Annotated in this window: 14 protein-coding genes; 9 read left to right on the top strand and 5 right to left on the bottom strand. The window is 72.8% G+C overall.

Features of this window, described 5'->3' with window-relative positions; translation table 11 throughout:
• Window positions 1-99: 99 nt before the first annotated feature.
• Window positions 100-759: a phosphate signaling complex protein PhoU gene (phoU, locus tag E1285_RS38155; RefSeq protein ID WP_132159472.1), complete on the top strand. Its 660-nt coding sequence runs from the start codon at window positions 100-102 to the stop codon at window positions 757-759.
• Between the two features lie 25 nt (window positions 760-784).
• Here the strand turns inward: phoU and E1285_RS38150 are convergent, their stop codons facing one another.
• Window positions 785-1,876: a M20 family metallopeptidase gene (locus tag E1285_RS38150; RefSeq protein ID WP_132159471.1), complete on the bottom strand. Its 1,092-nt coding sequence runs from the start codon at window positions 1,874-1,876 to the stop codon at window positions 785-787.
• A gap of 13 nt (window positions 1,877-1,889) precedes the next feature.
• Window positions 1,890-2,918 carry a LacI family DNA-binding transcriptional regulator gene (locus E1285_RS38145; protein WP_243723340.1) on the bottom strand — a complete coding sequence of 343 codons (1,029 nt, stop codon included), beginning with the start codon at window positions 2,916-2,918 and terminating at the stop codon, window positions 1,890-1,892.
• 151 nt (window positions 2,919-3,069) lie between these two features.
• On the opposite strand from E1285_RS38145, the gene E1285_RS38140 reads away from it, so the two are divergent.
• From E1285_RS38140 to E1285_RS38105, 8 genes are all read left to right on the top strand, one after another.
• Window positions 3,070-3,945 carry a BtpA/SgcQ family protein gene (locus tag E1285_RS38140; protein ID WP_132159469.1) on the top strand — a complete coding sequence of 292 codons (876 nt, stop codon included), beginning with the start codon at window positions 3,070-3,072 and terminating at the stop codon, window positions 3,943-3,945.
• Window positions 3,942-4,862 carry a carbohydrate kinase family protein gene (locus tag E1285_RS38135; RefSeq protein ID WP_165966928.1) on the top strand — a complete coding sequence of 307 codons (921 nt, stop codon included), beginning with the start codon at window positions 3,942-3,944 and terminating at the stop codon, window positions 4,860-4,862. The genes E1285_RS38140 and E1285_RS38135 overlap by 4 nt, the downstream gene beginning before the upstream one ends.
• Complete coding sequence (locus E1285_RS38130) at window positions 4,859-5,872, top strand: substrate-binding domain-containing protein (RefSeq protein WP_132159468.1); 1,014 nt, start codon at window positions 4,859-4,861, stop codon at window positions 5,870-5,872. Before E1285_RS38135 ends, E1285_RS38130 begins: the two co-directional genes overlap by 4 nt.
• Complete coding sequence (locus E1285_RS38125) at window positions 5,872-6,627, top strand: ATP-binding cassette domain-containing protein (RefSeq protein ID WP_132159467.1); 756 nt, start codon at window positions 5,872-5,874, stop codon at window positions 6,625-6,627. The genes E1285_RS38130 and E1285_RS38125 overlap by 1 nt, the downstream gene beginning before the upstream one ends.
• Complete coding sequence (locus E1285_RS38120; protein WP_132159466.1) at window positions 6,627-7,646, top strand: ABC transporter permease; 1,020 nt, start codon at window positions 6,627-6,629, stop codon at window positions 7,644-7,646. The genes E1285_RS38125 and E1285_RS38120 overlap by 1 nt, the downstream gene beginning before the upstream one ends.
• 95 nt (window positions 7,647-7,741) lie before the next feature.
• Complete coding sequence (locus E1285_RS38115) at window positions 7,742-8,752, top strand: phosphotriesterase-related protein (protein WP_243723339.1); 1,011 nt, start codon at window positions 7,742-7,744, stop codon at window positions 8,750-8,752.
• 54 nt (window positions 8,753-8,806) lie between these two features.
• Window positions 8,807-9,553, top strand: coding sequence for a glutamine amidotransferase (locus tag E1285_RS38110; protein WP_207947119.1), 747 nt, complete (start codon window positions 8,807-8,809; stop codon window positions 9,551-9,553).
• Window positions 9,550-10,176 (top strand): TenA family protein, encoded by a 627-nt coding sequence (locus E1285_RS38105; RefSeq protein WP_132159463.1) that lies wholly within the window; start codon window positions 9,550-9,552, stop codon window positions 10,174-10,176. The genes E1285_RS38110 and E1285_RS38105 overlap by 4 nt, the downstream gene beginning before the upstream one ends.
• Before the next feature lie 22 nt (window positions 10,177-10,198).
• On the opposite strand, the gene E1285_RS38100 is transcribed toward E1285_RS38105, so the two are convergent.
• The 3 genes from E1285_RS38100 to E1285_RS38090 form a co-directional block, all read right to left on the bottom strand.
• The gene (locus tag E1285_RS38100; RefSeq protein WP_243723338.1) at window positions 10,199-11,056 is read right to left on the bottom strand and encodes a phosphoglyceromutase; all 858 of its coding nucleotides are present in this window, start codon (window positions 11,054-11,056) and stop codon (window positions 10,199-10,201) included.
• A gap of 23 nt (window positions 11,057-11,079) precedes the next feature.
• Window positions 11,080-11,592: a YbjN domain-containing protein gene (locus E1285_RS38095; protein ID WP_243723337.1), complete on the bottom strand. Its 513-nt coding sequence runs from the start codon at window positions 11,590-11,592 to the stop codon at window positions 11,080-11,082.
• The coding region (locus E1285_RS38090; protein ID WP_132159461.1) for a glycosyltransferase at window positions 11,589-12,238 on the bottom strand (650 nt) is incomplete at its 5' end. The genes E1285_RS38095 and E1285_RS38090, both read right to left, overlap by 4 nt.

The following is a 12,238-nucleotide window of genomic DNA, read 5'->3' as shown; positions in this document are numbered from 1 at the left end:
GCTGTGTCGTGGGCAAGTCCGCCCGACGCCCCGGGCGGCCCCCGGAATCGCCCCGAAACCCCCGTCCGTTTCGCCCCATTCTCAGCGAAGGATTCTGAATTGCGCGACGCCTATCACGAGGAGCTCGACTCCCTCGCCGACCGGCTGGTGGAGATGACCCGCCTCGTCCGCTCCGCGATGGCCCGCGCGGTGACCGCGCTGCTCGACGCCGACCTGCGCCTGTCCGAGGAGGTCATCAGCGGGGACGAGCACGTCAACAAGATCGACGCGGAGATCGAGGAGATCGTCTTCGACCTCATGGCCCGGCAGCAGCCCGTGGCCGGCGACCTGCGCACCCTCATCACCACGCTGCGCATGAGCGGCGACCTGGAGCGCATGGGCGACCTGGCCGTCCACATCGCCAGGACCGCCCGCCGCCGGCACCCCGAGTCGGCCGTCCCGCCGGAACTGCAGGCCACCGTCCTGGAGATGGGGCAGATCGCCGAGCGGATGATCGCCAAGACGGGCAGCGTCATCGCGTCCCAAGACGTCGAGATGGGCCTGGAACTCGACGCCGACGACGACCAGATGGACCGCCTCCACCGCCGCCTGTTCGACATCCTGCTTTCGCCCAAGTGGAAGCACGGCGTCGAACCGGCCGTCGACATCACGCTCGCCGGCCGCTACTTCGAGCGCTTCGCCGACCACGCCGTGCACGTGGCCGAGAACGTCGTCTACCTGGTGACGGGCCAGCGCCCCGAAGAGATCACCGACCTCTGACCCCGGACGGCTCTGAGCCTCGTTTTCAGGTCTCCCGGCGCAGGAGGCGGTAGAACGCGTCCGCCGCCGTCTCGATCCGGGCCACCGAGCACGTCTCGCCGGTCACGTGGGCCTGCTCGGGGTCGCCGGGGCCGTACACGACGACGTCGGGGCCGCCGAGCCGGGCGGTCAGCACCGAGGCGTCGGTGAAGTACGTCGCGTACTCCGGCGGCGCGGTGGACGAGCCCGGCGCGAGCAGCTCCAGCACCGGCGCCAAGCCGGGCGCGGCGGGGTCCGTCGCGACGCCCGGCAGGTCCAGGAGCCGTTCGATCTCCACGTCCGGGCCGCACAGCGCGGAGATCGCCGCGACCGCGTCGTCGGAGCCGAACCCGGGGACGGTCCGGACGTCGACCCGCATCTCGGCGTGGTCGGGCACCAGGTTCGGCTGGACGCCGGAGTGGAACGTGCCGACGTTCACCGTCGCCGGCCCGTGCGTGGGGCTGGCGGGCCAGTCCGCGTGCCCGTGCACGCGTGCGGCCGCGGCCGCGAGCGCGGCGAGGGCGTTGCGGCCGAGCTCGGGCCGGGACCCGTGGGCGGACACGCCGCGGGCGGTGGCCTTGAGCCAGAGCGTGCCCTTGTGGCCGAGGACGGCCCGGTTTCCGGTCGGCTCGGCGACGATCAGCAGATCGGTGGGAGCGAGGGAGGACGCGCCGAGCCGCTCCGCGCCTTCGCAGCCGGTCTCCTCACCGAACGTGAACACCAGCTGGACGTCGCCGAGGCCCTCGGCGGCAGCGCGCGTCGCGGCCTCGACCTGGCAGGCGACGCCGGCCTTCATGTCGCTGCTGCCGCGGCCGAGCAGCCTGCCGTCGCGGATCTCGCCGCTCAGCGGGTCGAACGGCCAGCCGGACGGGTCGGCGGGGACGGTGTCCAGATGACCGGTGAACGTGACCGGGGCGCGTGCCGCCGCGGGATCGAGGCGGGCCACCACGTTCGCGCGCCCCTCGACCGGCTCCGCCACCCGGACGTGGAAGCCCGCGCCGTCCAGCACACCGGCGACCAGGTCGGCCGCGCGGCGTTCCCCGCCGCCCCTGGTGTCGATCCGCACCAGCCGCTGCGCGAGGCCGAGTGCCTCACCCATCGCCTTCCCCCGTTCATGGTCCCGTTCGTGGTCCCGCGCGCGTGCTGTCCCGGACGACCAGGCTCGGCACGAGCGCGATGTGCGCCGACGGCCCGCGCTCCTCCCGCCGGGCGTCCCCGGCGGCAGCGGCGGCCAGCAGCCGCACGGCCTCGGCCGCGATCCGGTCCCGGGGCTGGTCGACGGTCGTCAGCGCCGGCTCGCCCAGCCGCGAGAACTCGATGTTGTCGTACCCGGTCACCTGCACCCGTCCCGGCACCGCGACGCCGAGGGCGCGGCACGCGCGGGTGACGCCGAGCGCGATCAGGTCGTCGGCGCAGACGATCGCGTCCGGCGGCGCGCCGCCGGAGACCAGCCGCGCGGCGGCGGTCTCGCCCCAGTCGACGCTGTAGTCGCCCAGCAGGACGTGGTCGGGGTCCACGGCGATGCCGAGGTCCTCGGCGCGCCGCCGGAACCCGTCGAAGCGCTGCTCGGTCGAGGAGTTGGTGAGCATCGATCCGACGAAGGCCGCCGACCGCGCCCCGCCCTCGTGCAGGTGGTCCATGACCTGGCGCATCGCGGCGACGTCGTCCACTCCGACCCAGTCGGTGCTCGTGCCGCCGACGAACCGGTCGAGCTGGACGAGCGGCAGCCTGCCGGCCGTCTCCTGCACGGCGGCGCCGCTGAGCGTGCCGTGGCTCGGGCTGACGATGATCCCGTCGACGCTGCGCGCGGCGAGGGTGGCGAGCCGCCGTGCCTCGATCCCGGGGTCGGAGCGGGCGTCGCAGAGGAACAGCTCCTTGCCCTCCCGGCCGAGTGCGTGCTCGACGCTCTCCACCAGCGAGGTGAAGAACGGGTTCGTGATGCTCGGCACGACCATGCCGACCGTGTCGGTGCGGCCGTCGCGCAGGGCACGGGCGATGGAGTTGACCTGGTAGCCGAGCTCGTCGGCGGCGAGCCTGACGCGCTGCCGGACGGCCGCCGAGACCGGTCCCCGGCCCGACAGCACCCGGGACACGGTGGCCGTGGAGACCCCGGCCCGCTCGGCGACCTGCGCGATCGTCACCCGCTGCAATCGTTTACCTCTCCGAACCGCCCCAGGGCGAGGTCCTGCAGACCGACAAGGTTAACGCTGACTATACAGCCCCTTGACGGCCTGCCAATTCGTTCTCTACGGTTCCGGAAAGCGCTGATGTAATCGATTACATGGAGGAACCATGGCGGGGTCGACCGGAGGCGAGCGGGCACTGGGCGTGTTCCCTCCCAAGCCGAACGCCGTCGAGGGCCTGTTCGGCACCTCGAAGGTCGTCATCGGCGTCGTGCACCTGCCGCCCCTGCCCGGCAGCCCGCACTACGAGGGCGTCCCGCTGGACGACATCTGCGCGTTCGCCGTCGAGGAGGCCCGCGCGTACCTCGACGGCGGCTGCCACGGCCTCATCGTCGAGAACCACTGGGACATCCCCTTCCTCAAGCCGGGCGAGCACGGGTACGAGACCGCCGCCGCCATGGCCGTCGTGACGGACCGCGTGCGGCACGCCACCGGCGGGCGGCTCGGGGTGAGCATCCTGTCCAACGCCGCCGAATGCTCGATCGCCTCGGCGTGGTCGGGAGGCGGCGGGTTCGTCCGGGTCAACCAGTGGGCGAACGCGTACGTCGCCAACGAGGGGATCATCGAGGGCCAGTCGGCGCACGCCGCCCGCTACCGGAGCCGGATCGGCGCCGGGCCGGTGAAGGTGTTCGCCGACGTGCACGTCAAGCACGGCGCCCACGCGATCGTCGCCGACCGCACGCTCGCCGAGCAGACCGAGGACGCCGAGTTCTTCGGCGCCGACGTGCTGATCGCGACCGGCTCCCGGACCGGCGACGCCGCCGCGCTCGACGAGGTCGAGGGGATCGCCGCGCACACCACCCTGCCGGTGGTCATCGGGTCCGGGATCACCGCCGGCAACGTCGGCGGCCTGCTGCCCGCCTGCGACGGCGTGATCGTCGCGTCCTCGGTGAAGGACAACGGCCGCTGGTGGGGACGGGTGGACCCGGCGAAGGTGCGCGAGCTGACCGCCGCCGCGGCGAAGGCCGGAGTGGTCCTGCCGTGATCGTGTTCTGCGGCTACGCCAACGTCGACCTGACCGTCTCGGTTCCGGAGCTGCCCGGCCCCGGCGCCCGCGTCCAGGCCACCGCGGTCGGGCGCGGCGAGGGCGGGATGGCGGCGAACGCGGCGGCGGCCGCGGCGCGGATGGGCGCCGGCGTCCGGTTCGCGGGAGTGGTCGGCGGCGACCCGGCCAGCGCCTCCTTCCTGGCCTCGCTGGCCGCCGACGGCGTCGAGACGGGCCTGACCTCGCAGGGCGGCGTCCTCACCACGGCGGTCGTGCTGGTCACCCCGGACGGGGAACGGGCCATCATCAGCCAGGACGACCAGGTCACCACCGCGCACGTCGCGAACGTGGCGGGGGCCGCCCGCGACATGAACGCCGGCTGGCTGTACCTGGACGGCTACCGGTTCCCCGCCGCCGCGGACGTGCTCGGCGACCCCGCAGGCCCCGGCGACTCCGGCGGCCCCAGGGTCGTCGTCGACCTCGACGGCTGCGACGGCGTGGAGGCGATGCGCGCCGCGATGCGCGCCGCCGACCACGCGCTCGTGGGCCGCGCCCAGGCCGCCGCGCTCATCGGCGGCGACGCCGAGCTCGCCGCCGAGGCCGCCGCCCATCGGGTAAACCTGGTGGTCACCGACGGTCCGCGGGGCTGGACGATGCTCACCCCCGACGGCGGCCGGCAGGCCGGCCGGGCGATCGAGGTGGACACCGTCGACGCGACCGGCGCCGGGGACTGCTTCGCCGGCGCCTACTGCGCGGAGCTGGACCGGGGCGCTTCGCCACTCGACGCGGCAAGGGTCGCGGCCGTCGCCGCGGGCCTGTCGACCACGCGGCCGGGAGCCCGCGACGGGCTGCCCCGCCGCGAGACCGTCCTGGCCTACATGGACGCCAACGCCCGCTTCCACGGAGAGGAGACATGATGCGGCGCACGGTGGCGGCCGTGGTCGCGCTCGGCCTGACGCTGCCGGTGATCGGCTGCGACACGCAGGCCAGACGCGAGATCGAGGCCGAGAAGAAGGTCACCGAGCAGGGGCCGCCCCCGCCGGAGCGGGTCGCGAAGGGCTGCCGGGTGGAGGGCCGGCCGCCCAAGATCGGCATCGTGCCGATCAACCTCCAGGCGCTGTTCTTCAACCAGATCAACTCCGGCGCGAAGATGGTGGCGGGCCAGGCCGGCGTGGAGACCCAGATCGTCAACGGCGAGGACGACTCCACCAAGCAGGCCAACGCGATCGACACGATGGTCGCCGACGACTACGACGCGATCATCGTGGACGCGGTGGACACCGAGGGCATCAAGCCCGCGGTCCGGCGCGCGGACGCGGCGGGGATCCCGGTCGTCGCGGTGGACGCCACCGTCGACGACCCGGCCGTGGCCACCCAGGTCGGCACGGCCAACGCCGAGGGCGGCAAGCAGATCGCCGACGCGCTGCTGGAGATCTCCGGCGGCGAGGGCGACATCGGCGTCGTGGGCGCGCTGAACAGCACGGTCCAGAACGAGCGGCAGAAGGGCTTCACCGACCGGGCCGCCGAGGGCGGCATGAAGATCAAGAACGTGGTGGACGGCCGCAACGTCCAGGAGAACGCGCAGACCGCCGCGGAGAACCTGCTGACCGGCGCCCCCGACCTGCCCTACGCGTACGCGACCGGCGAGCCCGCCCTGATCGGGCTCGCGGCGGCCGTCGGCAGCCAGCAGCGCACCGAGGACCTCAAGGTGGTCGGCTGGGACCTGTCCACGCAGGCGGTGGACGGGCTGCGGGCCGGCTGGATCGTCGGCGTCGTCCAGCAGAACACCTTCAGGTTCGGCTACGAGGCCATGAACGCCGCCATCGACCTGGCGTGCGGGCGGGACGCACCGAAGGACGTCCCCGTCCCGACCCAGATCGTGACTCCGGAGAACGTCCGGAGCTACCTGTACTACTTGGAGAAGTGATGAGCGAAGAGCCGCTGGTCACGCTGAAAGGGATCACCAAGTCGTTCGGGGCGGTGAAGTCGCTCCAGGGCGTCGATCTCACCCTCGGCCCCGGCGAGGTCCTCGGGCTCGTCGGCGACAACGGCGCCGGGAAGTCCACGCTGATGAAGGTGCTGGCGGGCGCGCTGCAGCACGACTCCGGCCAGATCACCATCGACGGCCGGGACGTCCGGTTCTCCAGTCCGGCCGACGCGCGCCGCGAACGGATCGGGATCGTCTACCAGGACCTCGCGCTCTGCGACACGCTCGATGTGGCGAGCAATCTGTTCCTCGGCCGCGAGCCGCGCAAAGGGCCCTTCATCGACCGCCGCGCCATGCACCGCGACGCGGCCGAGACGCTCTCGGAACTCCACGTCCGCGTGAAGTCGACCTACCAGGAGATCGGGCACCTGTCCGGCGGGCAGCGGCAGGCCGTCGCGATCGCGCGGGCCGTGTCGTTCCAGCCGCGCGTGCTGGTCCTGGACGAGCCGACGGCCGCGCTCGCGGTCGCCGAGGTCCGCCAGGTGCTGCGGATGATCCGGGACGTGGCCGCCCAGGGCGTCGGCGTCATCCTGATCACCCACCGGCTGCAGGACCTGTTCGAGGTCTGCGACCGCATCACCGTCATGTACGAGGGCCGCAGCGTCGAGGACGAGCCCGTGTCCGCGCTGGACATCGAGCGGCTCGTCGGCATGATCACCCGTACCGGCGCCGAACCGACCGAGGAGGTGGCCTGATGAGCGCGCAGGCCCCGCCCGCGCCCACCGTCCTGGCCGAGACGCCCGGCCTGTGGGAACGCACCAACAAGGCGACGCTGGCGATGGTCGGCGTCACGGCCGCGCTGTTCGCCGTCTTCGGCGTCTCCGCGGACAACTTCCTGACCTTCGACAACATGTCGAACCTGGCCACCCAGGTCGCGATCACGCTGATCGTCGCGGTCGCCATGACGTTCGTGATCACGACCGGGCAGATCGACCTGTCGGTCGGCTCGACCGTCGCGTTCGTCGCCGTGCTCACCGCCGAGCTGCTCAAGGCCGGGTGGGACTCGTCCATCGTGATCGTCGCGGCGCTGGCCGCGGGCCTGTTCTGGGGCGCGGTGAACGGCTGGCTGTCGGCGTACCAGAACATCCCGCCGTTCATCGTCACGCTCGCCGCGATGTCGGTGATCCGCGGGGTGGCGCAGCTGTGGACGGAGGGCTTCTCCGTCCCGATCGACCGGCGGCTGTTCATCGCCAAGATCGGTGAGGCGGAGTTCCTCGGCTTCTCGGCGCTGGCCTGGATCGCGCTCGCCTTCGTCGTCGCCGGCTGGGTGCTGCTCGCCAAGACGCGGTTCGGCAACTACGTCAACGGCATCGGCTCCCAGGAGGAGTCGGTGCGCCGCGCCGGGGTGAACACCCGGCGGATCAAGATGATCGCGCTGATGCTCGCGGGCATGGCCGCCGGCGTCGCCGGGCTGCTCACCGCCGCCCGGCTCGGGTCGGGATCGGCCAACTCGGCGCAGGCCTTCGAGCTGACCGTGATCGCCGCGGTCGTCCTCGGCGGGACGGACCTGTTCGGCGGGCGCGGCACCATGGTCGGCAGCCTGATCGGCGCGGTGATCACCGGTGTGATCGCCAACGGGCTGACGCTGCTCGGCGTGAGCCCGTTCCTCACCCCGATCGTCACCGGCCTCGTCCTGGTCACCGCGATCTGGATCAACCTGCGCGGCCGCTCGATCGCCGACCTGGCCTCCCGGATGGTGGGACGAACACGATGACGGCGCCGGACACACCGCGGCCGGCCACGCCGCGTCCGGCCACCGTGCGTCCGACCACCGTGCGTCCGACCACTGCGACGACGGTGTCCGGGCCGGTGCCGGCCACGGACCTCGGGCTCACCCTGACCCACGAGCACCTGCGCAACGACGTGCGGGCGGCCGTCCGGGCACCCGCCGACCCCGCGCTGGCGTTCCTGCGCGGGGCCCGGACGACGCCCGGCCTGGCCTGGCTGCTGCGCGAGGAGCCCTACGCCTGCCTGGACCACTGCACGCTGGACGACGACACGGCGATGCTCGCGGACCTGCGGGCGTTCGCCTCCACCGGCGGCGGGACGGTCGTCGACGTCACCCCGCCCGGGCTGGGCCGCGACCCCCTGGCGCTGCGCTCGTTCGCCGACGACAGCGGGCTGCGGATCGTGATGGGCTCCGGCTGGTACCTGGAGCAGTACCATCCCGCGCACCTGGCGTCGGCGGGCGAGGAGGCGCTGGCCGCCGAGCTGGTGGCCGAGTTCACCGGCGGCGCGGACGGCACCGGGATCCGGCCCGGCGTGATCGGCGAGATCGGGGTGTCGCCCGACTTCACCCCGGACGAGCACACGGCGCTGCGCGCCGCCGCCCGCGCCCAGCGCGAGACCGGCGTCCCGCTGTACGTGCACCTTCCGGGATGGCAGCGCCGGGCGCACGAGGTGCTCGACATCGTGCTGGACGGGTACGGCGTGCCGCCGGGGGCCGTCGTGCTGTGCCACATGGATCCGTCCCACGCCGACCCCGGCTACCAGGAATCCGTCGCCGACCGGGGCGTCTGGCTGGAGTTCGACATGATCGGCATGCCGTTCTCCTACCCGGGCGAGGGCCAGTCGCCCGCCCCGCACGAGACGGCCCGCGCGGTCGCCGGGCTGATCGGGCGCGGCCACGGCGGGCGGCTGCTGCTCAGCCACGACGTGTTCCTCAAGAGCATGCTCACCACCTACGGCGGCAACGGCTTCCAGTACGTGCCGATGCTGTTCGTCCGGCGGCTGGCCGCGCTCGGCGTGCCCGCGGAGACCGCCGCCGGGCTGCTGCGCGCCAACCCCGCCCGGCTGTTCGAGGCCGCCGCCGCGGGCTGAACTTCCCGTCCCCGACGGTACGGTTCCCACCCTGAACGAGAGAGAGGATCGATAGTGAGCCGCGTCCTGATCGCAGGCGAGAGCTGGATCACCCAGTCCACCCACATCAAGGGAGTGGACTCCTTCACCGTCAGCTCCTACGTGACCGGGGTCGAGCCGTTGCGCCGGGCCCTGGAGAGCCGGGGGCACGAGGTGACGCACCTGCCCGCCCACCTCGTCCCCACCGGGTTCCCGGGGGACGCGGACGCGCTGTCGGCCTACGACGTGGTCGTGCTGTCCGACATCGGCGCCAACTCCATCCAGCTCGCCCCCGAGGTCTTCGACCAGGCGACGCCCGGCGCCGACCGCCTCGGCGCCCTGCGCGACTGGGTACGGACCGGCGGCGGCCTGCTGATGATCGGCGGCTACCTGTCGTTCACGGGCTTCGAGGGCAAGGCGGCCTTCCGCAACACCGCGCTGCACGAGGCGCTCCCCGTCGAGCTGCTCCCCGAGGACGACCGCGTCGAGACGCCCGGCGGGGTGCGGGCCCGGGTCGCCGACCCGTCCCACCCGGCGCTCGGCGGGGTCGACGGCGCGTGGCCCGCCCTGCTCGGCTACAACCGGGTCCGGCCCCGGCCGGGGACCGACGTGCTGGCCACCGTCGGCGACGACCCGCTCGTCGCCGTGGCGGGCCACGGGGCGGGGCGGTCGGCGGTGTTCACCTCGGACTGCTCCCCGCACTGGGCGCCCAGGCCGTTCTGCGAGGAGTGGGACGGCTATGCCCGGGTCTTCGGCGGCCTGGTGGAGTGGCTCGCGGGATGACGCGCTCGCGACGGCTGCTCCGCGCCTGCTCCGGCACGATGGAGCGGGCGCTGTCCATGCGCTTCGTCCAGGACGTCGCGCGGGGCGCGATCGGCGACCAGGAGTACGCCGACTACCTGGAGATCGAGGCGTCGTTCGTCGCGACGGCGGCGCGGCTGCACGGCCTCGCCGTCTGGGACGCCCCGAACTGGACGGCGATGGAACGCAACGCCCGCGCCGCCCATGCGCTGACCACGGAGCAGGCCGACTACTTCCGGTCCGCCCGCGCCGCGTGGCCCGTGCCCGCCCGCGCGGGCGCGGGCCAGCGGGCGGCGATGCTGTCGCGGTTCGCGCTGGACGCGGCCCGCGAGGGCGGGTATCCGGCGGTGATGACCGTCATGTTCGCCGCCGAAAGCCTGTACCTGGCGTGGTGCACGCGTGCGCACGAGGGCGGTGCCGTCCCGCCCGGCCCGATCGCCGACTGGGTGGCGCTCCACGCGGACGCTTCGTTCCGCGACGGGGTCCACGCCCTCGCGCAGGAGGTCGACGCGGTGCCGGGCGACGTCACCGACGAGCGGCTCCGGCGCTGGTTCGACGGGATGCTGGAGGCGGAGATCGCCTTCCACGACGCCGTCTACGCCTGACGGTGACCGCCGGCCCCGCGCGTCACTTCCTCCGGCCGCGCCTGGGCTTGGACTTGGCCTTGGCGTCCTTGTCGTCTTTGGCGTCCTTGGCGTCCTTCGGGAGCGGCGGGGTCGGCGGCTTGGGGCCGTCCTTCTTCGCCGCGCCCTGGTTCTTGACGGCTTCGATGGCGGCCTTGGCGGCGCGCGGGTCGAGGTACTCGCCGCCGCGCTTGAGGGGGGCGAAGTCGTCGTCGAGTTCGTAGACGAGCGGGATGCCGGTGGGGATGTTGAGGCCGACGACCTGCTCGTCGGTGAGGTCGTCCAGGTGCTTGACCATGCCGCGGAGGGAGTTGCCGTGGGCGGCGACCAGGACGGTCTTGCCCGCGGCCAGGTCGGGGACGATCGCGTCGTACCAGTACGGCAGGAAGCGGTCCACGACGTCGGCGAGGCACTCCGAACGGGGAATCAGCTCGGAGGGGAGTTCGGCGTAGCGGAGGTCGTTGACCTGGGAGAGGGGGTCGTCGTCCTTGATGGGCGGCGGCGGGGTGTCGTAGGAGCGGCGCCAGGTCATGAACTGCTCTTCGCCGTACTCCTCGCGGGTCTGGGCCTTGTTCTTGCCCTGGAGGGCGCCGTAGTGGCGCTCGTTCAGGCGCCAGGAGCGCTTGACGGGGATCCAGAGCAGGTCCGCAACGTCCAGGGAGATGTTGGCGGTGCGGATGGCCCGCTTCAGCAGGGAGGTGTGCACCACGTCGGGGGTGATGTCGGCGTCGAGCAGCAGGTCGCCGCCCTTGGTCGCCTCGCTTTCGCCCTTCGCGGACAGGTCGACGTCCACCCAGCCGGTGAACAGCCCTTCCGCGTTCCAGACGCTTTCGCCATGCCGGAGCAATACCAGGGTCGCCATGACACCGAAGCTTATCGGCCCGGTCAGCGTCCCTCACCGTCGGCGGGCTCACGGTTGGCGGGGTCGGCGAAGGACGCGAAGGCCTGGAGGTTGGCGAGGCTCTCGCCGCGCTTGACCCGCCAGTCCCATTCACGCTGGATGGACGATTTGAATCCGCGTTCGAGGGCCTTGTCGAAGTTCTCGTCGGAATAGGTGAGGACGCAGCCCAGGAGACGGTCGATCTCGTCCGGCGTCACCGAGTCGAGCGAGACCCTTCCCACCAGGTGGACGTCGCCGACGTCGTCCAAGGCGAAGGCGACCCCGTACATGCGGCCGTTCTTCTCCAGAAGGAAGCGGTAGAACTCGGCGTGGTTCTCGTCTGGGCGGCGGCAGAAGAACGCCTCCACGTGCAGGCTGTGCTCACCGACGATCAGCCAGGTCATGGTGGCGAGCTTGTGCTGGCCGGGGAGCTTGACGAAGAACGCGTTCTCGCGGGGCTCGTCGAACTCCAGCTCGGCGGCCTTCAAGGCCTCCCTGATGGTGTCGACGGGATTCAAGCGCTGACCTCCGCTGGAGTGGCGACCCTGACGGCCGGAATGGACATGGCACCGGTATACACGTCGAGGAGGTTGTCGACGGTGACGTCCCATCCGAAGGAGTGCGCGTGCCGTACGGCGCCCCGGGAGAGCCGGGCGTGCCGGCCGGGTTCGTCGTGCAGGCGGCGCAGGACGGCGGCGTAGTCGGCGGGGTCGTGGCCGGGGATCAGGACGCCGGAGTCGCCGTCGGCGACGGCGGTGCAGAGGCCGCCGACGCGGGACGCGACGACGGGTGTCCCGCAGGCCTGCGACTCGACGGCGACCAGGCCGAACGACTCGCTGTGGGACGGGACGACGGTGACGTCCGCGGCCCGGTACCAGTCGGCCAGCTCGGACTGCGGGCTCGGGGGCTCGAAGCGCATGACGTCGGAGATGCCGAGTCCGGCCGCGAGGTCCTGCAGCCCCTCGGGGCGGCAGCGTCCCGAGCCGCTGGGGCCTCCGACGACGGCGACGACGAGTTTCGAGCGCAGGGAGGGGTCGTCCGCGAGCATGCGGGCGACGGCGCGGAGCAGGACGTCCGGCGCCTTGAGCGGCTGGATGCGGCCGACGAACAGCAGCACGTAGGCGTCGCGGGGCAGGCCGAGGCGGCGGCGGGCGGGGCCGGTGC

It is taken from the genome of Actinomadura sp. 7K507, assembly GCF_004348425.1.
Lineage (GTDB): Bacteria > Actinomycetota > Actinomycetes > Streptosporangiales > Streptosporangiaceae > Spirillospora.
Note: the sequence above shows the minus strand (reverse complement) of the source record. Positions and strands in the feature narration are given on the sequence as shown.